Below are 20,779 nucleotides of genomic sequence, written 5' to 3'. Positions count from 1 at the left end.
GATAGTAATGCTGTGATCTATAGCGATCTGACCTGTGATTTAATCTGTCGTTATAGAAATCATTACGTCCGAAGTATAGATGGCTACTAAGTTGTCGATCGCTGAGATATAGACGTACATTGCCCGTGTCGATAGTGATGCCGGCATGGACGCGGATATCGCTATCTGCCTGAAGGCTTAGTGGAAGGCAGCATAAAATTAATAACAGGCTTCTTAGATAATACATAATTCAACCTCATCTCTGAGTTAAATTTTAGTCTATCCAGAAGCCTGGTGAGTCACTTTCAAGTGGATCATTTTTCAGCTTAAACTTTACGTGATTCAGCCTGTGTACAGCTATAGCTCGGGCACAAACCTGGCAGGCCAGCTGCTGCGAAGAGCCCCAAAGATTAATCGTCGTAGTTTGTACCAATAAGTGCCGAACAGAACGATGAATACGCCAAAACCGATAAAAATGATTAGTGGCAGGTTACTGCTATCGAGAAGGTTGCTGCTGACAACCTGAAAGATTGCATAGATTGCGTATGACAGGCTGGAGACCAGCATCGCCCGGCGGTCGACAAAGAGTGCGGTGAGCAGAAAAAATATAAAGAATATTAGTAGTCCGATCTCGCGGTTGGTGCCGGCTTCGAGCAAGCCTGTTTCACTAAACAGCAGAGTGGTCATCATGCCATGGACAATTAATGGTGATGCCAGCAAGTGGAGCCAGAATCCGCAATCGCTGGCCCGCAGCTGGCGTTTGCGATCGCGGGCATCAAAGCCCATTGCGGTGATGAAAACGATGAGTCCAAGCGCAGTAAACAGTATCTGATGTTTAAACATATCAATACCTACAGTGCTGACCGTTGCGGCGACAAGCCCTGCTGCGACGGGTAACAGGCTGAAAGGCATCCGGTAACGCAGGTAAAACAATAATGAACAACCACTGAGGGTGATAAACTGCAAGCTTGCCGTTTCAAACTCAGAAATACCCAGTGCTTTACTGAGAAAGTAGAGTGTTGATATCAGGATGGCGATACCTGGGAGCGCCAGTCTGCGAATACGTACAAGCCATTCGGCAGCGCCCAGAAAAAGAGCTGCCGGCAGTAGCCATTGTAGCTGTGTCAGATCCATTGCCGCGACAGAGAAGGTGACAAACAGTACGCCTAAGGTGATAAAAATATCACCAAAATTTCGCACGAAGCGTAGCTGTTCTTCGCCAACGGGTTCATCGGAACCTTCAGCAGTACTGAAAACGATTAATTCTTTCAGCTGTTGTTGAGATATGATGCCCCGCCGGGCCGCTCTTTCCAGAGTCTCTCTGTCCACAATGTTTCCTAAAGGCATTTAAAAGCAGTAGCTTAGACCTATTTTGCCGTATAGGTAAGAGGGAGGAGGGTATTGCCTCCTTTAGCGGCGGCGAATACTTATTCTTCGTCCAATATTAGTCGGCATCGAGAGGTTGGACTGTTGCTCTGCCATATTGTTAATTGTCAGGGCTATCGCCTCTGGAAACGCGCAACTGCTGCGGCTATTGAGATCAACACACATCGCCATCTGTTCCAGAGTTGAAGCAAGGTACTCTGTTCCATCTTCCGCCTGGGCATACATCTCAAAGTAGAGGTGCAGGCGCTTAGTATCATGGTCTATGAGCTGGCAGCGGATCTCAACTGGCTGGTCTAGTACGACTTCACTGTTATAGGTGATGTGATTTTCCAATACCATCCAGGAAATGCCCGTAGCCTCAGTGACTTTTTCACTCAGCCCTAGTTGACTGACCAGCTCAACGCCTGCCAGGTCAAATATCAGGACATAGTAAGCAACGTTCATATGGTTATTATAATCCAGCCACTCTTGTTTGATCTGAGTGCGATAGATAACCGGCGCCTTATTGGACATCAGTTCAGCCTCTTCGTTAAGTTGATTCAGTCTTGTTTTTTTGGGTTTCAGATTCTTTTAATGCTGCTTGCTCTGCATTCCAGGTTTTCAGTTCTTCGAAGTAAGTATCCCATACACAGGGGGAGCATTCGCTTTCGCAACATTCAGAGTTGGCGGGCGGGGTTGGTTTTTCTCGGTTCATCATCGCTCTGCATACTTTGTAATGGCCTAAATCCGAGTATTTTACTGTGTTTTTGCCCTCGCGCCCAGTAAACATCAGTGTAGGCCGTATTTTTACTACCTGTTGGTAGCGCTTTCTGAGACAATAAACATCCTCGAATTATGTCGTCTCGCTGAACTTCCATGAAAAAAACTGCGCCTGATCTATTTTCCTATCCTCGCTACTGGGCTGAATGCTTTGGTATCGCTCCTTTTCTGCCAACCAGTCGCAAGGAGATGGAGCAACTAGGGTGGGATAGCTGCGATATTGTCATTGTTACCGGTGATGCTTATGTCGACCACCCCAGTTTTGGTATGGCTGTGATGGGGCGTTTACTTGAAGCACAGGGTTTCAGAGTCGGGATTATCGCTCAGCCAGACTGGCGTAGTGCAGATCCTTTCATGGCGTTAGGAAAGCCCAATCTCTATTTTGGTATTACGGCGGGTAATATGGACTCCATGATTAACCGTTATACGGCTGATCTTCGGATGCGTCATGATGATGCTTATACTGCTGGGGGTAAGGGAGGGGAACGTCCCGATCGGGCGGTCATCGTTTATAGCCAGCGTTGTAAGGAGGCTTATACCGATGTACCAGTGGTACTGGGAGGTATTGAAGCCAGTTTGCGGCGTATCGCACAGTATGATTACTGGAGTAATAAGGTTCGTCGTTCAGTGTTGATGGATGCGACGGCTGATATTTTGCTTTATGGCAATGCGGAGCGGGCGATTGTTGAATTGAGTCACGGACTTGCAGCCGGTAAAACCCTGGATGAGCTCTGGGATCTGCGTGGAACGGTACATATTCGCCAGGCCCCTCCAGCAGGCTTTGTTGAGCTGGACTCAACCCGGATAGATTGGCCGGGAAATATCGATAAGCTTCCCAATCCTTACGATTTTGGCAACGATCAGAGTGGTGCGGATAAACTACTGGACCCAACAACCAAACGTTGTGGTGCTGATAATTCGGTTAATACACAGTCTGAAGATGATCACGTAGCGCCGATACGTATCATTCCAATGCCGTTAAAGCGCAAAGAAAAACTCGATGCAGCCACGACTTATGTACGTCTGCCATCCTTTGACAAGGTCGCTAAAGATTCATCGCTGTATGCCCACGCATCCCGGGTATTACATCAGGAATCAAATCCGCATAACGCCCGGGCACTGATTCAGAAGCACGGGAACCGGGAGATCTGGGTCAATCCGCCGCCGATACCGCTGGAAACTGCTGAGATGGACGGTGTCTTTGGTTTGCCTTATCAGCGGATTCCGCATCCCCGCTATGGTAAGAATAAGATTCCTGCCTATGACATGATCCGCTTTTCGATCAATATTATGCGAGGCTGTTTTGGTGGCTGTACTTTCTGTTCTATTACCGAGCATGAAGGACGGATTATTCAGAGTCGATCCCATGAGTCGATTTTGAGCGAAATTGAGGATATTAAAGACAAGGTGCCTGGTTTTACCGGGTCTATTTCGGACCTTGGCGGGCCGACTTCAAATATGTATTTTCTTAATTGTAACGATGATGAAATCCAGTCGAACTGCCGTAAGCTTTCCTGTGTCTATCCGGTCATCTGTAAGAACCTGAATACCGATCACAGCCCAACGACTCAGTTGTATCGTAAAGCGAGAAAGATGGAGGGGATTCATAACATCGCTATCGCTTCAGGCTTGCGCTATGACCTCGCGGTAAAAGACCCTGATTATGTGCGTGAATTAGTAACTTATCACGTTGGTGGCTATCTCAAGATCGCCCCGGAGCACAGTGAACAGAACACCCTGAATAAAATGATGAAGCCGGGTATGGATACCTATTACGACTTCAAGAAAATGTTTGATCGCTTTTCCCGTGAGGCAGGTAAGAAGCAGTACCTGATTCCTTATTTTATTGCCGCACATCCGGGTTGCGAAGATGAAGATATGCTTAATCTTTCACTCTGGCTGAAGGACAATGATGTCAAAGTAGATCAGGTGCAGAACTTCTATCCATCGCCGATGTCTCTGGCGACGGCGATGTACCATTCTGAGAAAAACCCGCTGAAGCAGGTAACCTACAAGAGTGAGACGCTTTATATTCCCCGGGATAAGGACCAGCGCAAAGCCCATAAAACACTGCTGCGCTACCATGACCCGGAAAACTGGCCCGCCTTACGGGTGAAGTTAAAAGAGATGGGACGCGAAGACCTGATTGGTTCCCGGCCAGGGCAGCTGGTTGCGCCTGAGGAAGAGCCTAAGCGACGGGATGCTGGCCTGAAGACTAAGCTGCGAAATAAGCCTGCTCCTATGGCAAAAAATGGAGTCAGAGGGAAAAAAACCGCTGCTTCGCGCCAGGGTAAAAAGCGCAAGAATACGGGACAAAGCAGCGTTAAAAAGCAACAGCGCTGAGCGCTGGTATGGGAACGTGGCACGTCAGGCTCAAAGCATGTCGTAAGATTCGGTTATGCGGCGTTTGAGTGAACGTTCTTCTATGTAATCTTCAATCATCTGACGGTTAGGTTTTTTCCGGTTGTTCCGTTTTTTACGTTTAGATTCGGGGCCCAGAAAATGGTCGCTATCGATATCACTCAGATCATTAATTATCAGGTCATCCAGACGAATTTTGCTGCTCATAAATATCTACCAAAGGTTGTATTTTGTTTTTGAGTAGACCCTTTGCAGATTAAAGTTGGGTGACGGATTGATGAAGCTTTGGTAACAGATGCACTTATTTTTTTATCCGATATGAAAAAGGGCAGTATAGAGCCGCCCTTATCTGTTTTCTCTCGAATGCTTAATCATCATAGAATTCACGAAGCTCGCGTTCCAGTGCACGTTCTTCTCTCAGTTGTTCAATACGTTTACGTTTCTCTGTATCGCAGCAATACTGCTTTTCAATAGCATCCATCTCAATATCTGTGTCTTCCATGATTTCATTGATATCGAGGGGGTCGGCTGTTGTACTTTCTGCTTTCTCTGTCATGGCTTCGCTCTCTCATGCAAATGGCTTAATGTAACCAGCCAGTACTGATGAATCACATGATCAAACCTGCCTGCCTTGCAGGTTCACGTCTATCCTGATTATGGGACATTATTTTTCTGGGTAAAATGATATTTTTGATATTAAAAGGAAGAATTTGTTGAATAAATTTCGAGATTAATTAATGGAAAAAAATGAGATTAATGCTAGTTGTAGGCATGCAAAAAAAACGCCCCTCAGGGCGTTTTAATAAAGAGTATGCGACTAGCGACTCTGAAGCGCTGCGATACGATCATCTAATGGTGGGTGAGAGGCCATGAGAGCCATCAGGCCGTCTTTCATATGACTGCTGATGCCGAAGGCGGTCAGAGTCTCGGGCATCTGATCAGGGACGTTGTATTCCGCTTTCAGTCGTTGCAAAGCGCCAATCATGGCGTGAGGGGAGGCCAGTGACGCGCCTGCCTCATCCGCTTTAAATTCTCTGCGGCGACTGAACCAGCAGACAATCGTTGAAGCGAGAACGCCTAGTACAATTTGTGCCACGATAGTGGTAATCAGATACCCAATCCCGTGTCCCTGCTCGTTTTTGAGAATAACCCGGTCGACGAAGTGGCCAATAATGCGGGCGAAAAACATAACAAAGGTATTCACTACCCCTTGAATCAGCGCCAGTGTCACCATATCACCGTTGGCAACGTGACCGATCTCGTGGGCGAGGACCGCTTTGATCTCTTCTTTACGAAAACGTTGTAAAAGTCCGAGACTGACAGCAACCAACGCACTGTTTTTATTCCAGCCGGTGGCAAAAGCGTTAGCCTGTTGAGCGGGGAAAATACCCACTTCAGGCATACCGATCTGTGCTTTGTCAGCGAGCTCTTTAACGGTATCCAGGAGCCATTGTTCGTCTGCGTTTCTCGCCTGAGTGATGATTTCAGTTCCTGTACCACTCTTTGCCATAAATTTGGAAAGCAAAAGAGAGATTATTGAACCTGCAAAGCCGAAGACCGTGCAAATAATTAGCAGGTTTCCAAGGTCGAGATCTATACCGTTAGCTTGTAGCGAGGAGCCAACCCCAAAAAAGCTTAAGCCTATACTTAGCAGTAAGATAACTGCCAAATTAGTTAGAAAGAAGAGACCGATTCGCATCATAGTAGTGGTAGCTCATTTTTAGTTACATTGTTCATATAGATATAGGCGATGAGATTAAGTTTCAACTGCATTAACTATCTAAAGGATAAAAAACTGGCTCGCAGATAAGCAGATCTCTATAATCGCGACTTTTTACGATGTGATGATGCAAACGGATCTTTCATGCAGGTAATTTTTGACTCAATTTCAGCGCAGCTGGCAAGCACTTCTGGTGAGGTTCGGCGCTTGTTTCACGGCCGTGGTCGCTGCTTTCCCGGTTACGAACAGTTGGTTATCGATTTATTACCGCCGGTGGCGGTTATTCGATTGTTTACTGAGCATCCACCTGAGCTGCTAGAACAGCTGAATCAGTACTTTCAGCAGCTGGATGAGAGGGTAAAGCCTGATGTGCTTGTTGTTCAGCACCGTTACCGTCGAGAGGGCTTAATTGAAGTGCTCTGGAACAATAGCGAGATTGATCCTGAGCAGTTGCTACAGGTCAAGGAGCTGGGGCTGAGTTATAATGTTCGTCCGCTAAAAAATCAAAATAGTGGACTGTTTCTGGATATGCGCGAGGGTCGCCGCTGGGTTAATGAGAACAGCAAGGGCCGGAATATTCTTAACCTGTTTTCTTATACCTGTGGTTTTTCCGTCGCGGCAATTGCTGGTGGTGCCGAGCGTGTTGTTAACCTTGATATGAGCCGTAGTGCGCTGAGTGCTGGTAGAGAAAATCACCGGCTTAATCAGCATCCTATGGAAAAGGTAAAGTTTCTCTCCCACGACTTGTTCCGTTCCTGGGGAAAGCTCAGACGAGAAGGGCCCTATGATCTGGTTGTGATAGATCCCCCTAGCTTTCAAAAGGGCAGTTTTGTCGCTACTAACGATTATCGAAAAGTATTAAAACGCCTTCCTGAACTGACGAAAGATCAGGCTGAGGTGCTTTTGTGTCTTAATTCGCCTCAGTTGGATAGCCAGTTTTTGATTGGGCTCGTAGAAGAAAATTGTCCTGAATTCGTGTTTATTGAACGAATCAATAACCCAGAAGATTTTCCGGATCAGGACGATGAGCAAGCCCTTAAGGTTTTGTTATTCAAAAAGACAGGCTAAACGCCTGCACGCAAAATATTGATGTTTATAGGACTGCTATGAAATTAATCTGCCTGGATCTGGAAGCTAGTGGCTTAGGGCCTGGCTCCTATCCGATCGAAGTTGCGTGGAAAAGCACTGAGCACGAGTGCGATAATTTTTTTATAGATCCCGGCTCAGTTCCAGGATGGGATTTTTGGGATGATTTTGCCGAAGAGATGCACGGTATCTGTCGTGCTGAACTGCATCAGAGTGGTATTTCTGTTACCGACGCTTGTGATCGTTTAAATGCAAAGCTTCAGGGGCAGGATGTTATAAGTGATGCCTGGGAATTTGATAGCTTCTGGTTAAGGCGTTTGTTTGAGGCAGCCGATAGAGCGATGATGTTCAGGTTGATCGGGTTATCTGAAGTGCTGAGTCCTGAGGAGTTGATCCAGTATCGCTTTGTTTGTAAGGCTCAGTTACGCAGGCATCGCGCGATGGCTGATGTAAACCATATCTTGCAAGCTATACACAGTGTGAAATATTCAGCGGATTAATGAAGAGAAAAGGCAGCTAAGGCTGCCTTTTTAGTGATACCGCTTTAAACCTTTAAATCAAACCATCCAGTCCGGATTCTATCTGCATCGCTTCTTCAGAGACGGCTGCAATATTGGCCGGAAGACCAGCCAGTTCAGCTTCCGCAGAAGGGAACATTGCGATGACTTCTTCCAGCGGTTGTTGTTTGCCTATAGCGGCATTGATATAACAGGCGATGTGTAATGTTGCACACAGTGGCGAAGGCGCTTCTGCGCTCAGTGGTTGTCTGTGATAGCGTACGGTGTCGCCAAGGTTTTCTGGAAATTGCCAGAGCGCTAATAGTGCCTGGCCTGCTTCTGGCGTGGTGAAATTTAGTCGCTCCATTTCAGCATCAGAACGGCTGCAGTCAGATTGATCAACCAGTGTCTGGATCGCTTCTGCCAGTTTGGGTTTGGTGATGTGTAATAACAGTCGGCCGATGTTGTGAATAAGGCCAACCGTGAAAGCGGTGTCTGGGTCAACGCCGGTACTTTTTTCGGCGTACCATTTTGCGAGTGCGGCAACCCGGAAAGAGTCAGACCAGAATTTTTTTAGATCCAGACCATCGACTTCTTTTACCGAGCCTGCAATACCTGAGGCGATGACCATGGTTTTTAACTGGGTCATTCCCAGCATCACAACGGCTTCATTGATTGAAGAGACTTTACGGCTCAGTCCGAAATGAGCGGAATTGACCAAACGCAATATCTTCAGTGAGAGGGTTTGGTCTTTAATGACTTTGTCAGCAATATCTCCGTAATCAGCATTAGGGTTGTTCAGTTGCTGAATCAGTTCTCGCACAATATCGGGTACATTGGGCAATTTATGTGTTTGTGCTAATAGTTCACGGACTTCCATAATCACTCCTTAGATACTCAAAGCGAAAGGGCTTTCTGTGATAGAAAATGCCTTTATCACGCCGCTTTGATTTTAGGTTTTGCCTTTATCTATAGAGTCTGCCGAATAGGACGTGTTTGCAACAATAATGAAACTCAATATGGGAGGTCTGCTGATCCGGTTTATGAGTCCGGATCAGCAGCGAGTGCAGGCGAAATACTTAATGATATATGGCCCCGCTCTGATATTTGAGCGTTAGTGCAGGGGCTGACTTGTCAGGTTGGGAATCAGAGATTTAATACGTGCTTTTCAATATGTCCACGTATCTCTTCGTACTGGCCCATCTCTTCAGGCGTGAAGTAGAATTTGTAGAAGTTTCGCTCTACCACGCTGCCTTTACTGTCGCCGATTCGTTCTTTCGTGCTGGCGTATGTGTAGGCCATCTGTAAATGTATCACGCGGGTGTGAGGTGCCACGGTGATAGTGTGGTTTTCGAGATCAAAGCGAGTCTTCGTTTCTTTTATTGTGTAAAACGAGATTTCAGCTGCGTGGCCAAGGTTGATCAGGAAGTTACTGGTAACTGGCATGATATGGTTTTTCTCCATGCCATTGTGTTCCATATAGATACCGCAATTTTTTTTGATCTTAATAAACATACAGTTTCCGCGAAGTGAGTTGAGAGTTGATTCTGGTTAACCGGTTGTTATTGTTTCCAGAGTATATGTCTGTTTTATAACAGAGAGATTACAAAGTATAGAGCCTGAGACGGAAATAAAAAAAGCGATACAGTGATCGCTTTTTCTGGAGGCTCATTCCTGAGAGTAATTTTTCAGGAATTGTGCGATGCGATCAATGGCGTCACAGAGCTCATCTTCCCTGGGTAAAAATACCAGCCGGAAGTGCTGTGTATCCGTCATATTGAATCCACTTCCCTGAACAATCAGTATTTTCTGTTGCTGTAATAGATCCAGAGCCATCTTCTCATCGTTCTTGATGGGATAGATGTCAGGGTCTAGTGTGGCAAACAGGTACAAGGCGCCTTGAGGTTTAACGCAGGATACGCCAGGAATTGCATTTAATTTTTGCCAGGCAAGGTCTCGCTGATCATAGAGTCGTCCCCCAGGGACGGTTAATTCATTGATGCTTTGGTAGCCACCTAACGCGGTCTGGATCGCATGTTGCGCAGGAACGTTAGCGCACAGGCGCATGCTCGCAAGCATGTCGAGTCCTTCGATATAGTCACGGGCATGGTGCTTAGGGCCGGTGATAATCATCCAGCCGGAACGAAAGCCAGCTGCCCGGTATGTTTTAGACAGTCCGTTGAATGTCAGGCAGAGAACTTCGTCGCTGAGAGATGCCAAGGGAATAGCTTTAGCGTCATCATAGGTGATCTTATCGTAGATCTCGTCAGCAAAGATAATCAGGCTGAACTCTTTAGCCAGGGCAACGATCTGTTTTAGTACCGCTTCGGGATAAACCGCGCCGGTCGGGTTGTTAGGGTTGATAACAACGATGCCCCGGGTTCGCTCGGTAATCTTACTGCGAATGTCGTCTATGTCGGGCGCCCAGTCCTTTTCTTCGTCGCAACGATAATGAACGGGGTTGCCCCCGGAAAGGCTCGCGGCGGCCGTCCATAAAGGATAATCAGGGGCTGGGATAAGCAACTCATCGTTATCATTAAGTAAGCCCTGGGTTGCCATGACGATAAGTTCACTGACACCGTTGCCGAGGTATATGTCTTCGATGCCAACGTTTGGAATACCTTTTTTCTGACACTCTTGCATGACTGCTTTGCGGGCAGAGAAGAGACCTTTAGAATCACAGTATCCCTGCGCTGAAGGCAGGTTATAAATAACGTCCTGAACAATCTCTTCTGGTGCTTCGAAACCAAATGGGGCTGGGTTGCCAATGTTCAGTTTGATGATTCGTTGGCCCTCTTCCTCCAGACGTTTAGCTTCCTGAAGGACGGGACCACGGATGTCATAGCAGACGTTGATCAGTTTGTTCGATTTTCTGATAACGGACATGGATTAATCCTGTAGTGGTTCCCTTTAATATTCTATTATCGGTAAGAACGATAAAAATTAAGTTATAACGAGTTACCGAAGAGGCGAAATAATACGCTGTTTGGCGGTTGTTGGACAGTAACAGATTGATCTTTTCGTTTTGCTTATCTGTATTGGAGTTTTTTATGGCAGGTGATGATTTTAAAGTGAAAAAAACTGATTCGCAGTGGCGTGATCAGCTGACCCCCGAGCAATATTATGTTTGTCGTGAAAAGGGCACGGAGCGTCCTGGCACGGGGAAATATGATCAGCATTTCAATGCTGGTGAATACCATTGTGTCGCTTGTGGTGAAAAACTGTTTGAGAGCGAGAGTAAGTTTGATGCGGGTTGCGGCTGGCCAAGCTTTGATGCACCAGCTGAGTCAGACAATATTAAAGAGAATGCTGATAGTTCCCACGGCATGATTCGCACTGAGGTGGTGTGTAATAGTTGTGGTGCGCATTTGGGACACCTGTTTCCAGACGGGCCTACGCAAACCGGTATGCGTTATTGTATTAACTCAGTGTCTATAGATTTTAGCCCCGAGGAGGATGGCGAGTGAAAACCTTTAGTTGGATCTACGAGCATGTCGTCGCTCACAAAGCCGGAGAAGATGTTGAGGCACTGTTGCCACAGGTTAAGTCAGCGGAAGAGCTCCGTGCTATCGGTGACGACAGGTTTCTGTCACAGATGCAGCTACGAATTTTCCGAGCTGGGTTGAGGCATGCTGTAGTCGATGCCAAGTGGCCCGCATTTGAGCAGGCTTTTTTTGGTTTTGATCCCAATAAAGTGAGTTTGATGAGTGACGAGCAATTAGAAAAGCTGATGCAGAATGAACAGATAATTCGGCATTGGGGAAAAATTAAATCGGTGCGGGCTAATGCTTTGATGGTGACTGAGTTGGCAGAGCAGCATGGGAGCTTTGCGAATCTTATCGCGGATTGGCCGGAAACCGAGATCACAGAGCTTTGGGCTTTTCTCAAAAAACAAGGACAGCAATTAGGAGGGAGGTCAGGCGCATATTTTCTGCGTCAGGCTGGCAAAGACACATTTATCCTGACTGATGATGTCGTGGCAGCGTTGAAAGCTCAGGATATTATAGACAAGCCGCCAACGGCAAAACGTGACCTGCAGAAAGTGCAGGAGTGCTTTAACCAGTGGCAACAGGAATCAGGTCGGCCGATGGCGCACATCAGCCGGTTACTCTCATATACGGTAGGCTGGTGAGCGCATAAGGAGAAAAACTCTCAGGGTGTCGCTAGAAAGTTAATTAGCTGGCTATCATTAAATGCCCGGCTTATCGTCATTAGCAGTATCTCATTAACCATCTTTTGGTTATCTGCCAGCTTGGGTGTTGTCGGGTACTGATATTCTTTTTCGGTGCTGTAGTTGCCGCTATAGCTGTCGCCCTGTTTCTCGGCGGTGACGGTTATTGATGCTTCCAGTCTGACTTTTTGTAATGCGCTTTGTGTAGCGCTGTACTCAAGATCTGTCAGCTTGACTGTTAAGTGTGTATCGGCAGAGGTTACCGGTGTGGCTCCCAGTTTCACGACCGCGATTCTGGCGCCTTGCTTAAGTGCTTCGGCTGCCGGCAGGGGGAGGTTAACTTCTGCTCTATCGCTGAAGCGGCTGATGCGAAATCCGATGAGGCCTGAGGAGCGCATGTCCTTGCTGAGTATCTGAATTTGCAAGTCGGCAGGTAAGCTCGATTGGTTTGTTATAGACGGGTGTAATGGCTCAACAGAAACCTGGTGGGGGGCGAATGTACTGCAACCGGTTAGCAGAATAGCTCCGGTAATGACCGATAATATTGCTTTACGCATTGTTATTGCTCCAGATCTGGGATCGGTTTTGGTGTCAGTTCGTTTAAAAATTGCTCCAGGGAACTGGCTAACTTCATAATGGGTTTCTTGCCGGGCTGTTCAAGCCAGACCTCTCCAGTTTCATTGTCGATGGTTAAGAACTTCTCTCCATCGGGTTCTGTACAGGCAAAAAACAGTGAGGCAGGCTGTTTTTGTTTTTGCTTAGTCATCAGGTGGCCCAAGAGGTTCCCTCTTAGTCGCTCACAATCTTTTTCGTTCCAGATGAATATCAGGCTCAGGTCGCCCCACTGGGAGGTAGCGGGTATTGGGTCTGCCCAATACTGGCTGAACCAGGTTTTAATATCTTCGTGAATGGTATATTCCAGCGCCAGCTCCAAACGCTGGAACATATCATGACAGAGATTACTTTCCTGAGATTGCAAAATAGGTTTCCAGGGCACTTGCTGACCTTCTTCCGCCGTGGACTGGTAACACTCAGAAGGCCATTCAGCATCATAGATTGTTAAAGGCAGGCGGCCTTGTTGATCCAGTTGTAGTTTGAGAGCCTGGCTAATAAATGAGTCGATTCTGTCGATTAGATTCTTTGACATGGGGCCTGATCCGCTAGCGCGTTGTTTGTATGTTGGGTATACAAGCGAGTTGAATAAGCCGAGTTTATCAGAGTCCGCTGGGGTTGGCTTAAATCATCCATGTCTAAGCATTCCTGTTTGATGTGTACAGAGGGTGCCAGGGAGCAAAGTGGATAAAAATTATTTGAGATAAACGTTTGACATGGCAAACAAAATCCGTAGAATTCGGCTCTCGATTTGGGGCGTGTAGCTCAGTTGGGAGAGCGTCGCCCTTACAAGGCGAATGTCGGGAGTTCGAGCCTCTCCACGCCCACCAAGTCGAAAGTAAAAAACGGAGTGGTAGTTCAGTTGGTTAGAATACCTGCCTGTCACGCAGGGGGTCGCGGGTTCGAGTCCCGTCCATTCCGCCACTTTCTTTTCGAAGTGCTGAAAAGATCGTATTAAAGCCATCTGCTTAGTGGGCGTGTAGCTCAGTTGGGAGAGCGTCGCCCTTACAAGGCGAATGTCGGGAGTTCGAGCCTCTCCACGCCCACCACTAAGCTGAAACGAAAGTTTCAACCACTGCGGAGTGGTAGTTCAGTTGGTTAGAATACCTGCCTGTCACGCAGGGGGTCGCGGGTTCGAGTCCCGTCCATTCCGCCACTTTCTTTTCGACGTGCTGAAAAGATCGTATTAAATCCATCTGCTTAGTGGGCGTGTAGCTCAGTTGGGAGAGCGTCGCCCTTACAAGGCGAATGTCGGGAGTTCGAGCCTCTCCACGCCCACCACTAAGCTGAAACGAAAGTTTCAACCACTGCGGAGTGGTAGTTCAGTTGGTTAGAATACCTGCCTCTTAGTAATCAAGGGATCTAGGGTCGCGGGTTAGAGTCCCGTACCACTGCGTATTGGTGGTCTAGTGGTCTGATCATCTGTCTGTCACTTACAGGGGATCGATGGACGCGGATCCGAGTCCCGTACCACTGCGGAGTGGTAGTTCAGTTGGTTAGAATACCTGCCTGTCACGCAGGGGGTCGCGGGTTCGAGTCCCGTCCATTCCGCCACTTATTTTCCTTTCTTTTCGACGTGCTGAAAAGATCGTATTAAATCCATCTGCTTAGTGGGCGTGTAGCTCAGTTGGGAGAGCGTCGCCCTTACAAGGCGAATGTCGGGAGTTCGAGCCTCTCCACGCCCACCACTAAGCTGAAACGAAAGTTTCAACCACTGCGTATTGGTGGTTTACTGGTTTGATTATCTATCTGTCACTTATGTGGGGATCGATGGTCGCGGGTTAGAGTCCCGTACCACTGCGTATTGGTGGTTTATTGGTTTGATTATCTGTCTGTCACTTATGTGGGGATCGATGGTCGCGGGTTCGAGTCCCGTACCACTGCGGAGTGGTAGTTCAGTTGGTTAGAATACCTGCCTGTCACGCAGGGGGTCGCGGGTTCGAGTCCCGTCCATTCCGCCACTTTTATCTTAGTTTTTTTCCTCTCTGTTACATGTCTCTTCGGCCTTCTTTCTGTTCGTCTTTTTCCTTTTTTTCCTGAGATATATCGATTTTGGTTTTTCAAGCTGTCACTTTGAGTATCGGTTGTGATGTTATTGGCGTTGGTTGTGATATAAACATCGTTTGATTTTTGCTCCCGTCCTGTTTATTTTGAGGTCTTGTCGGAGTTTCTGGTCCATTTATTGTTGGCGCTACTTAATGCACATTAATATCAATCAGGCTGAATTGATTTCAATCTGTCCTGATCCTGTTATTGCTATTAACAGACACGGAGCTATCTCTGTGTTTAATCCTGCGGCTGAAAATTTGCTGGGGTACGCTGCTGATCAGGTTATAGGGACGATGAATATTCGTGAAATCTATCCCGGTGAAGATGAAGCCCGGAAGATCAAGCGACTAATGATGGATGCGGAATTACAGGGCGTTGGAAGGGTTGAAGGTTATGAAACCTATGTGCTCAACAGTAAGCGTGAAAGGGTGCCCATTCGTCTATCTGCAGCGGTGTTGATGAAAGAAGGTCAGTACCGGGGCAGTGTTGGTTTTTTTCATGATATGACCCGACAGAAAGTACTGGAAACCTCTTTGTTGAAACAGTCTATTACGGATGAGCTTACCGGTTTGTTTAACCAGCGTCACTTCTATGTACAGGTTGCCCGGGAAATGGTTCGGACAAGCCGCTATGGTGGAGAGTTGAGTCTGGTATGTATTGATCTTGATGGTTTTAAACGGGTCAATGATAATCTGGGGCATCTTGAAGGTGATCAGATTCTTCGTCAGATTGGTAACATCCTGACCGATGGCATGAGGGGGTCTGATCAGGCTTTTCGTTATGGGGGGGATGAGTTTATGATTTTGCTTCCTAGTACATCGCTTGATGAAGCCTTGCTTCTGGGTAATCGTGTCAGAGAGCTTTTTAATTCAGAGTGTGTCTATTCACCTGACTCCCAAAGCGGCAATGGGATTGTTGTTTCTATGAGTGTCGGGGTTTCTAATAGCGCTGGTGGTGATCCGGTCGATTATTTTGTGAAAAAGGCCGATATGGCTATGTATAATGCAAAGCAATCCGGGGGGGATTGTGTAAAGTCCTTTGCTGGCTGATCAGTGCTAATGCCTGTTTACATCTCTGTCCCTTCATCATAGTTATCGTCGTCATCGTATTCTTCGGTCAGGCTTTCCAGTAACAACTCTTCTGTGTACTCTTCCATCGTAATTTCCTCCTATCTGTTTGGGGAGATAATATTGCTTTTTTATGACTAAATAATGACAGGCTTTTTACCGCTTTATGAATGTTAATGAGTTTCCTTTTTCTTCCAATCCATCGGTGCCCGTTGTTACCGTTGAGCTTGCTGATTTTCAGGCGGCAGGTGTTCGTTTAGATCTTTTGCGTCTCGATCGCGTGCACCCCATGATCAGTGGAAATAAGTGGTTTAAATTGAAATACGCGTTTGAGGCCGTTTTGCGCTCAGATTGTCAGCGCGTGCTTAGTTTCGGCGGTGCCTGGTCTAATCATATTCATGCGCTCGCGTTCGCAGGCAGAGAGAGAGGTGTGGAGACTATCGCTGTCATACGTGGGGATGAGCCCGTGAAATTATCGGATACGCTACAGGATGCTCAGCGCTGGGGAATGTCGCTGGAGTTCGTTTCGCGGGCGCAGTATCGCAATAAGTATGATGAGGTCTTTCTTCAGTCGTTGCGGGCCAGGTACGGGGAATTTCATCTGCTACCCGAAGGTGGTTCAGGGGAGTGGGTAGTTGCGGGGTGTCGTGAAATACTCTCCTTGTGTGATATTGCTGACTATGACCTTGTCTGCTGTGCTTGCGGAACAGGAGGAACGCTGGCGGGGCTTATAGCAGGTAAGCCAAAAGGGCTGGCTGTTCTTGGCGTGCCAGTGCTAAAAGGTGGTGATTTCTTGTATCAAGATATTCGCAATATATTGTTCCGGGCTGGTGTTGACGATCCGGGGGGGTGGGAGCTGGATCTCGAGGGGCATGAAGGGGGATATGCAAAGATAACACCAGCGTTGGCGCTCTCAATGCGGTATTTTTTTGAGGCGACAGGTGTTGAGCTGGAGCCGGTGTATACAGGCAAAGCATTTCTAGCGTTGCAGCGGAAGTTATCTGCTGGTGAGCTGGCTTGGGGAAGCCGGGTTTTATTGATTCATACCGGCGGTATGCAAGGGCTTAGAGGTATGCAGGAAACCCTGTCTAAAAGACTCAGCCAAAGCAGAGAAAGCAGCTAATATGCTCTAATTGTGAGTATAATGTTTTAAAACAATCGGATAGGTGTGATTGCATCATAATCATAAAGGTTCAGTGAAATGGCAATGGATAACTTTCGAAATATTGGTTTAATCGGGCGGTTGGGTAGTACCAAGGTTATAGATACCCTTAAACATCTGATTCGATTTCTTGATGAGCAGGGGTTGACCCCGATTCTTGATGAGAAAATTGCGGGAGTCATGCCTGGTCATAGTCAGCAGACCAGTACGCAGCGCTTGATGGGTGAGATCTGTGATTTAGTGATTGTGGTTGGAGGTGATGGCAGTCTGTTAGGCGCTGCCCGCAATCTGGCGCAGTCTAATGTGCCGGTATTAGGTGTGAACCGAGGTAATCTGGGGTTCCTGACTGATATTTCTCCCGCTGAGATTGAAGCGAAAGTTGGTGAAGTCCTTAAGGGGCAGTATACCGTTGATCGTCGTTTTTTGATTGATGTAGTGGTAAAGCGAAACGGCGAGCCAATCGGTGAGTCTACCGGACTGAATGATTGTGTGCTTCATCCGGGTAAATCAGCTCGGATGATCCAGTTTGAACTTTATATTGAAGGCCAGTTTGTTTATACCCAGCGTTCTGATGGACTGATTGTAGCAACACCTACGGGGTCTACCGCCTATGCGCTGTCGGGAGGAGGCCCAATCATGCACCCTCGACTGGATGCTTTGGTTTTGGTGCCAATGTTCCCACACACGTTATCAAGTCGTCCAATTGTGGTAGATGGGAACAGCGAGCTTAAGTTGGTGATTAGTAAGGGGAACGAAACCTACCCAACGATTAGTTGTGACGGTCAAAAGCATATCAACTGTGCCCCCGGAGATACTATAACCATACATAAGAAGCCCCATAAGCTAAAACTGCTCCATCCACTTAGCCATAATTTTTACCAGACCTGTCGGGAAAAACTGGGCTGGGCGACTTCGCTGATCGACTGACCGGAACTGCTATGAGAGAAGCGTATAAAGGTTATGATTTGATTGGAGATGTGCATGGTTGTGCGCTTTCCCTTGAATTATTATTGCAAAAGCTGGGCTACAGTCGAAAGGCGGGTGTATACCAGCACCCTCAGCGGCAGGTTGTTTTTCTGGGCGATATTGTCGATCGCGGTCCCCGTATCCGGGAGGCGCTGCATATTGTCCGGGACATGGTTGAGGGTGGTCATGCTCAGATCGTGATGGGCAATCATGAATTTAACTACTTGTCCTATTTGACGCCTGGGCGGCCCGATTCCGGAATGGAGTATCTGCGAACCCACAATCGGCGTCATTTGCGGATCTTAAGTGAAACGCTTGAGCAATTCGCTAACCATTCTCAGGATCAGAAAGATTTTCTGCAATGGATTATGGAGATGCCACTGTTTCTTGATTATGAACAGTTCAGAGTTGTTCATGCCTGCTGGTCTCAATGGCATATAGACGGCTTTGTGAGCGCTCAGGGAGGGAACCAGATAGATGAGGATTACCTTCACCGATCAGCCCATTACGGAACGCAAGAGTGGGAAACAATGGATCGGTTACTCCGAGGCACTCATCTGAAGATGCCTAACAATGAAATTATGGTAAGTAAGGATGGCTACAAGCGGCATTTTTTCCGCACGAAATTCTGGGCAAACAAACCGCAGAACTATATTGATGTTGTTTTTCAGCCTGATCCACTCCCTGAACATGTTGCTCGTTTACCGCTGACCGAACAAGACTATAAGGATCTGCTTTACTACAGTGATGAAGAACCGCTTTTGTTTGTCGGCCATTATTGGTGTGATGGTGAGCCAAAGCCGGTGGCTTCGAATGTGGCCTGTATCGATTACAGTGCTGTTAAGTTTGGTAAATTAGTGGCCTATAGGCTGGATCAGGAAACCGTACTTGATCCGGGAAAATTTATCTGGGTGGATGTCTTGAAGGAAATTCGAGATGAATCCTGATTCGCTGCGGTACGTATAGATAGATTATGAATGAAGTATTCAGAGTTCCATTGAGCGAGGACCTGAGTGGTTTTACTGCGATCCTGTGGCAGCATAAAATTCCTCATAGGGTTCTCGAACAGGACGGTGAGCAGCGTGTGCTGGTGCCGTACAATGTTGATGCTGAGCAAATTGCTCAGTTGTTTCAAATGTGGAAAGAGGGTGCCGATCTCTCAGGCTTACAGGTGCAGCGGTCAAGTCAGCAGGAAGGTCTCAGGGGGATTCTGCGAGCAAAGCTAAGCTTATTTCTAATTGCTGTCAGTGTCATCATAACGCTGATGGTTTCTTTAGGCGATAACCTGCAATTAATGGGGTGGTTTACTATCGTTGAAATACAGATAAAAGGTAACCAGGTTTATTATGCAAATCTGTTAGCAACGCTGACAGATGGTCAGGTCTGGCGCTTTTTCAGTCCGGCCTTTATGCATTTTAATTTAGCACACATCGCTTTTAACCTCCTCTGGGTCTGGGTGGTTGGGCGACGAATAGAGTTGCTACTTGGCTGGCCTGCATTGCTCGGTTTATTTCTGTTTTCTGCATTGGCCTCTAACATTGCTCAGTACTGGGTGAGCGGGCCGATGTTTGGTGGTATGTCGGGTTTTGTTTTTGCGCTACTGGGTTTTGCCTGGTTGTGGGACAGAGTAATGCCAGCTCGCATGATAGGCTTACCGCAAGCGCTGATGGGATTTATGATGATTTGGCTGGTGCTGGGTTTCAGTGGTGTCCTCGCGTCTTTCGGGCTGGGCTCTATTGCGAATACCGCCCATCTGGCTGGCTTAGTTGCGGGCCTTTGTTTTGTTCCTATTGTGAGCCTGCTACAACGACGATGAGCAGGACGTTCCTATGATATTATGGCCGCCTGTCGCGGAGGAAAAATAATGAATTTTGAAAAGATGATTGAGACGATGACACCTGAGGTGTATCAGAGTCTGAAAACGGCGGTAGAGCTGGGTAAGTGGCCAAATGGTGTGCGGTTGACCAGCGAACAGCGGGAAACCAGCCTCCGGGCGGTGATCGCCTATGATCAGACGAAGCTGCCTGAGCATGAGCGTACCGGTTATATCAACCGGGCTAAGAAAGATGGTTCACAACACGGTGAAGATCCGCTTGAGCCTCAGATCCTTAAAATTTTGAACGATAACTGATGCAGTTAATTGCGCAAGGGCCATTGCAGAAAATGCCCGCAGAGCTCGCTACTGAAGTTAAGTATCGATTACAGTTGGGAGATCAGTCCGTTGATCTGAACAGTTATGTGGGCCAATCCATCAGGCTGGCGTATCAGGGACAGATTCATTGTACTCATTGTGGCCGTAAGACTAATAAAAGTTTTGCTCAAGGGTATTGTTACCCCTGCTTTAAAAAGCTTCCGCAGTGCGATCTTTGTATCATGAGTCCTGAAAAATGCCATTTTGATCAGGGTACTTGCAGAGATCCGGACTGGGGAGAGCAATTCTGCTTCCAAAGTCACTATGTCTATTTAGCTAACTCATCGGGTATCAAAGTGGGTATTACCCGGGGTACACAAGTTCCGACTCGCTGGATAGATCAGGGTGCGATTCAGGCATTGCCGATCCTGCGGGTTGAAACGCGTTTTCAGTCAGGTGTAGTGGAGCGGGTGTTTGGTGAACACATAACGGATAGAACCAACTGGCGGGCCATGCTTAAAGGTCAGGTCGATCCGCTCGATCTTGTCGCTGAGCGGGAGAGATTGTTTGAGTTGTGCCGTTCAGAGCTAACAGAGCTGGAGAACCGTTTCGGCCTTCAGGCACTGCAACGTCTACCTGATGCTGAAGTATTGGAGTTGAACTATCCTGTATTAAATTATCCGGCCAAGATTAGCAGTCTTAATTTTGATAAAACTCCGGTTGTTGAAGGCGTATTGCAGGGAATTAAAGGCCAATATTTGATCTTGGATACCGGCGTGATAAATCTCAGAAAGTTTACCGCGTATGAAGTTCAGTTCAGCGGCTGAGATCGG

Annotated in this window: 23 protein-coding genes and 8 tRNA genes; 20 read left to right on the top strand and 11 right to left on the bottom strand. The window is 47.3% G+C overall.

All coding sequences use genetic code 11. From position 1 onward, the window contains the following. Nucleotides 1-336 precede the first annotated feature (336 nt). The 3 genes from AMJAP_RS10210 to AMJAP_RS10200 all read right to left on the bottom strand — a co-directional run bounded on the left by AMJAP_RS10210 (nucleotide 337) and on the right by AMJAP_RS10200 (nucleotide 2,062). Entirely contained in the window at nucleotides 337-1,308 is a 972-nt protein-coding gene (locus AMJAP_RS10210) for a hypothetical protein (protein WP_019620675.1), read from the bottom strand. A gap of 81 nt (nucleotides 1,309-1,389) precedes the next feature. Next, nucleotides 1,390-1,878, bottom strand: coding sequence for a thioesterase family protein (locus tag AMJAP_RS10205; RefSeq protein WP_019620676.1), 489 nt, complete (start codon nucleotides 1,876-1,878; stop codon nucleotides 1,390-1,392). A 16-nt stretch (nucleotides 1,879-1,894) separates the two neighbouring features. Beyond that, the gene (locus AMJAP_RS10200) at nucleotides 1,895-2,062 is read right to left on the bottom strand and encodes an oxidoreductase-like domain-containing protein (protein ID WP_156815108.1); all 168 of its coding nucleotides are present in this window, start codon (nucleotides 2,060-2,062) and stop codon (nucleotides 1,895-1,897) included. 158 nt (nucleotides 2,063-2,220) lie between these two features. Between AMJAP_RS10200 and AMJAP_RS10195 the strand changes: the two genes are divergently transcribed. After that, complete coding sequence (locus AMJAP_RS10195; RefSeq protein ID WP_019620678.1) at nucleotides 2,221-4,467, top strand: YgiQ family radical SAM protein; 2,247 nt, start codon at nucleotides 2,221-2,223, stop codon at nucleotides 4,465-4,467. 30 nt (nucleotides 4,468-4,497) lie between these two features. On the opposite strand, the gene AMJAP_RS10190 is transcribed toward AMJAP_RS10195, so the two are convergent. The 3 genes from AMJAP_RS10190 to htpX form a co-directional block, all read right to left on the bottom strand. Next, a complete protein-coding gene (locus tag AMJAP_RS10190) occupies nucleotides 4,498-4,692 on the bottom strand; it encodes a PA3496 family putative envelope integrity protein (protein ID WP_019620679.1) in 195 nt (64 codons plus the stop codon). 160 nt (nucleotides 4,693-4,852) lie between these two features. Then, on the bottom strand, nucleotides 4,853-5,041 hold the full coding sequence (locus AMJAP_RS10185) for a hypothetical protein (protein WP_019620680.1): 189 nt from the start codon (nucleotides 5,039-5,041) through the stop codon (nucleotides 4,853-4,855). Between the two features lie 261 nt (nucleotides 5,042-5,302). Next, on the bottom strand, nucleotides 5,303-6,187 hold the full coding sequence (htpX, locus tag AMJAP_RS10180; protein ID WP_019620681.1) for a protease HtpX: 885 nt from the start codon (nucleotides 6,185-6,187) through the stop codon (nucleotides 5,303-5,305). 162 nt (nucleotides 6,188-6,349) lie between these two features. Here htpX and AMJAP_RS10175 point away from each other — a divergent pair, with 162 nt between their 5' ends. Next, entirely contained in the window at nucleotides 6,350-7,273 is a 924-nt protein-coding gene (locus tag AMJAP_RS10175) for a class I SAM-dependent methyltransferase (RefSeq protein ID WP_019620682.1), read from the top strand. A gap of 38 nt (nucleotides 7,274-7,311) precedes the next feature. After that, nucleotides 7,312-7,791: a 3'-5' exonuclease family protein gene (locus AMJAP_RS10170; RefSeq protein ID WP_019620683.1), complete on the top strand. Its 480-nt coding sequence runs from the start codon at nucleotides 7,312-7,314 to the stop codon at nucleotides 7,789-7,791. 52 nt (nucleotides 7,792-7,843) lie between these two features. Here the strand turns inward: AMJAP_RS10170 and AMJAP_RS10165 are convergent, their stop codons facing one another. The 3 genes from AMJAP_RS10165 to AMJAP_RS10155 form a co-directional block, all read right to left on the bottom strand. Then, nucleotides 7,844-8,668: an HDOD domain-containing protein gene (locus AMJAP_RS10165; RefSeq protein ID WP_019620684.1), complete on the bottom strand. Its 825-nt coding sequence runs from the start codon at nucleotides 8,666-8,668 to the stop codon at nucleotides 7,844-7,846. 266 nt (nucleotides 8,669-8,934) lie between these two features. Then, entirely contained in the window at nucleotides 8,935-9,303 is a 369-nt protein-coding gene (locus tag AMJAP_RS10160; RefSeq protein ID WP_019620686.1) for a hypothetical protein, read from the bottom strand. Nucleotides 9,304-9,456: 153 nt separating this feature from the next. Beyond that, entirely contained in the window at nucleotides 9,457-10,674 is a 1,218-nt protein-coding gene (locus tag AMJAP_RS10155) for a pyridoxal phosphate-dependent aminotransferase (protein ID WP_019620687.1), read from the bottom strand. Nucleotides 10,675-10,838: 164 nt separating this feature from the next. Here AMJAP_RS10155 and msrB point away from each other — a divergent pair, with 164 nt between their 5' ends. Together msrB and AMJAP_RS10145 are read left to right on the top strand one after the other, a co-directional pair. Then, on the top strand, nucleotides 10,839-11,255 hold the full coding sequence (gene msrB, locus AMJAP_RS10150; RefSeq protein WP_019620688.1) for a peptide-methionine (R)-S-oxide reductase MsrB: 417 nt from the start codon (nucleotides 10,839-10,841) through the stop codon (nucleotides 11,253-11,255). Continuing rightward, nucleotides 11,252-11,920 (top strand): DNA-3-methyladenine glycosylase I, encoded by a 669-nt coding sequence (locus tag AMJAP_RS10145; protein ID WP_019620689.1) that lies wholly within the window; start codon nucleotides 11,252-11,254, stop codon nucleotides 11,918-11,920. The genes msrB and AMJAP_RS10145 overlap by 4 nt, the downstream gene beginning before the upstream one ends. 20 nt (nucleotides 11,921-11,940) lie before the next feature. On the opposite strand, the gene AMJAP_RS10140 is transcribed toward AMJAP_RS10145, so the two are convergent. Both AMJAP_RS10140 and syd read right to left on the bottom strand, forming a co-directional pair. Next, nucleotides 11,941-12,516: a YajG family lipoprotein gene (locus AMJAP_RS10140; protein WP_019620690.1), complete on the bottom strand. Its 576-nt coding sequence runs from the start codon at nucleotides 12,514-12,516 to the stop codon at nucleotides 11,941-11,943. Between the two features lie 2 nt (nucleotides 12,517-12,518). Beyond that, nucleotides 12,519-13,106: a SecY-interacting protein gene (gene syd, locus AMJAP_RS10135; protein WP_019620691.1), complete on the bottom strand. Its 588-nt coding sequence runs from the start codon at nucleotides 13,104-13,106 to the stop codon at nucleotides 12,519-12,521. A 219-nt stretch (nucleotides 13,107-13,325) separates the two neighbouring features. On the opposite strand from syd, the gene AMJAP_RS10130 reads away from it, so the two are divergent. The 15 genes from AMJAP_RS10130 to AMJAP_RS10060 all read left to right on the top strand — a co-directional run bounded on the left by AMJAP_RS10130 (nucleotide 13,326) and on the right by AMJAP_RS10060 (nucleotide 20,773). Next, nucleotides 13,326-13,401 (top strand) — tRNA-Val (locus tag AMJAP_RS10130). 17 nt (nucleotides 13,402-13,418) lie between these two features. After that, nucleotides 13,419-13,495, top strand: a tRNA-Asp gene (locus tag AMJAP_RS10125). Nucleotides 13,496-13,544: 49 nt separating this feature from the next. Further along, nucleotides 13,545-13,620 (top strand) — tRNA-Val (locus tag AMJAP_RS10120). Between the two features lie 30 nt (nucleotides 13,621-13,650). Then, nucleotides 13,651-13,727, top strand: a tRNA-Asp gene (locus AMJAP_RS10115). Between the two features lie 49 nt (nucleotides 13,728-13,776). Beyond that, nucleotides 13,777-13,852, top strand: a tRNA-Val gene (locus AMJAP_RS10110). 196 nt (nucleotides 13,853-14,048) lie between these two features. After that, nucleotides 14,049-14,125, top strand: a tRNA-Asp gene (locus AMJAP_RS10105). A gap of 58 nt (nucleotides 14,126-14,183) precedes the next feature. Beyond that, nucleotides 14,184-14,259 (top strand) — tRNA-Val (locus tag AMJAP_RS10100). 196 nt (nucleotides 14,260-14,455) lie between these two features. Further along, nucleotides 14,456-14,532 (top strand) — tRNA-Asp (locus AMJAP_RS10095). Nucleotides 14,533-14,769: 237 nt separating this feature from the next. Continuing rightward, on the top strand, nucleotides 14,770-15,669 hold the full coding sequence (locus tag AMJAP_RS10090) for a GGDEF domain-containing protein (RefSeq protein ID WP_019622142.1): 900 nt from the start codon (nucleotides 14,770-14,772) through the stop codon (nucleotides 15,667-15,669). Between the two features lie 184 nt (nucleotides 15,670-15,853). Beyond that, nucleotides 15,854-16,810 carry a 1-aminocyclopropane-1-carboxylate deaminase/D-cysteine desulfhydrase gene (locus AMJAP_RS10085; protein ID WP_019622144.1) on the top strand — a complete coding sequence of 319 codons (957 nt, stop codon included), beginning with the start codon at nucleotides 15,854-15,856 and terminating at the stop codon, nucleotides 16,808-16,810. Between the two features lie 84 nt (nucleotides 16,811-16,894). Continuing rightward, nucleotides 16,895-17,776: an NAD(+) kinase gene (locus AMJAP_RS10080; protein ID WP_026340157.1), complete on the top strand. Its 882-nt coding sequence runs from the start codon at nucleotides 16,895-16,897 to the stop codon at nucleotides 17,774-17,776. An 11-nt stretch (nucleotides 17,777-17,787) separates the two neighbouring features. Then, nucleotides 17,788-18,762 (top strand): metallophosphoesterase, encoded by a 975-nt coding sequence (locus AMJAP_RS10075; RefSeq protein ID WP_019622146.1) that lies wholly within the window; start codon nucleotides 17,788-17,790, stop codon nucleotides 18,760-18,762. A 26-nt stretch (nucleotides 18,763-18,788) separates the two neighbouring features. Beyond that, complete coding sequence (locus tag AMJAP_RS10070; RefSeq protein WP_019622147.1) at nucleotides 18,789-19,631, top strand: rhomboid family intramembrane serine protease; 843 nt, start codon at nucleotides 18,789-18,791, stop codon at nucleotides 19,629-19,631. Nucleotides 19,632-19,679: 48 nt separating this feature from the next. Continuing rightward, on the top strand, nucleotides 19,680-19,946 hold the full coding sequence (locus AMJAP_RS10065) for a YeaC family protein (RefSeq protein ID WP_019622148.1): 267 nt from the start codon (nucleotides 19,680-19,682) through the stop codon (nucleotides 19,944-19,946). Further along, nucleotides 19,946-20,773 (top strand): DUF2797 domain-containing protein, encoded by an 828-nt coding sequence (locus AMJAP_RS10060; protein WP_019622149.1) that lies wholly within the window; start codon nucleotides 19,946-19,948, stop codon nucleotides 20,771-20,773. The genes AMJAP_RS10065 and AMJAP_RS10060 overlap by 1 nt, the downstream gene beginning before the upstream one ends. Nucleotides 20,774-20,779 lie beyond the last annotated feature (6 nt).

The sequence above is a fragment of the Amphritea japonica ATCC BAA-1530 genome (assembly GCF_016592435.1).
Lineage (GTDB): Bacteria > Pseudomonadota > Gammaproteobacteria > Pseudomonadales > Balneatricaceae > Amphritea > Amphritea japonica.
The sequence above is the reverse complement of the archived record's forward strand: the minus strand, read 5'-3'. Positions and strand labels throughout refer to the sequence as shown.

Excerpts from the sequence above, each read along its gene's own strand:
- AMJAP_RS10065 (WP_019622148.1), top strand. The coding sequence starts at position 19,680 with ATGAATTTTGAAAAGATGATTGAGACGATGACACCTGAGGTGTATCAG.
- syd (WP_019620691.1), bottom strand. The coding sequence starts at position 13,106 with ATGTCAAAGAATCTAATCGACAGAATCGACTCATTTATTAGCCAGGCT.
- AMJAP_RS10155 (WP_019620687.1), bottom strand. The coding sequence starts at position 10,674 with ATGTCCGTTATCAGAAAATCGAACAAACTGATCAACGTCTGCTATGAC.
- htpX (WP_019620681.1), bottom strand. The coding sequence starts at position 6,187 with ATGATGCGAATCGGTCTCTTCTTTCTAACTAATTTGGCAGTTATCTTA.
- AMJAP_RS10160 (WP_019620686.1), bottom strand. The coding sequence starts at position 9,303 with ATGTTTATTAAGATCAAAAAAAATTGCGGTATCTATATGGAACACAAT.
- AMJAP_RS10140 (WP_019620690.1), bottom strand. The coding sequence starts at position 12,516 with ATGCGTAAAGCAATATTATCGGTCATTACCGGAGCTATTCTGCTAACC.
- AMJAP_RS10085 (WP_019622144.1), top strand. The coding sequence starts at position 15,854 with ATGAATGTTAATGAGTTTCCTTTTTCTTCCAATCCATCGGTGCCCGTT.
- AMJAP_RS10205 (WP_019620676.1), bottom strand. The coding sequence starts at position 1,878 with ATGTCCAATAAGGCGCCGGTTATCTATCGCACTCAGATCAAACAAGAG.
- AMJAP_RS10190 (WP_019620679.1), bottom strand. The coding sequence starts at position 4,692 with ATGAGCAGCAAAATTCGTCTGGATGACCTGATAATTAATGATCTGAGT.
- AMJAP_RS10165 (WP_019620684.1), bottom strand. The coding sequence starts at position 8,668 with ATGGAAGTCCGTGAACTATTAGCACAAACACATAAATTGCCCAATGTA.
- AMJAP_RS10195 (WP_019620678.1), top strand. The coding sequence starts at position 2,221 with ATGAAAAAAACTGCGCCTGATCTATTTTCCTATCCTCGCTACTGGGCT.
- AMJAP_RS10185 (WP_019620680.1), bottom strand. The coding sequence starts at position 5,041 with ATGACAGAGAAAGCAGAAAGTACAACAGCCGACCCCCTCGATATCAAT.
- AMJAP_RS10060 (WP_019622149.1), top strand. The coding sequence starts at position 19,946 with ATGCAGTTAATTGCGCAAGGGCCATTGCAGAAAATGCCCGCAGAGCTC.
- AMJAP_RS10070 (WP_019622147.1), top strand. The coding sequence starts at position 18,789 with ATGAATGAAGTATTCAGAGTTCCATTGAGCGAGGACCTGAGTGGTTTT.
- AMJAP_RS10090 (WP_019622142.1), top strand. The coding sequence starts at position 14,770 with ATGCACATTAATATCAATCAGGCTGAATTGATTTCAATCTGTCCTGAT.
- AMJAP_RS10080 (WP_026340157.1), top strand. The coding sequence starts at position 16,895 with ATGGATAACTTTCGAAATATTGGTTTAATCGGGCGGTTGGGTAGTACC.
- msrB (WP_019620688.1), top strand. The coding sequence starts at position 10,839 with ATGGCAGGTGATGATTTTAAAGTGAAAAAAACTGATTCGCAGTGGCGT.
- AMJAP_RS10170 (WP_019620683.1), top strand. The coding sequence starts at position 7,312 with ATGAAATTAATCTGCCTGGATCTGGAAGCTAGTGGCTTAGGGCCTGGC.
- AMJAP_RS10175 (WP_019620682.1), top strand. The coding sequence starts at position 6,350 with ATGCAGGTAATTTTTGACTCAATTTCAGCGCAGCTGGCAAGCACTTCT.
- AMJAP_RS10200 (WP_156815108.1), bottom strand. The coding sequence starts at position 2,062 with ATGATGAACCGAGAAAAACCAACCCCGCCCGCCAACTCTGAATGTTGC.
- AMJAP_RS10075 (WP_019622146.1), top strand. The coding sequence starts at position 17,788 with ATGAGAGAAGCGTATAAAGGTTATGATTTGATTGGAGATGTGCATGGT.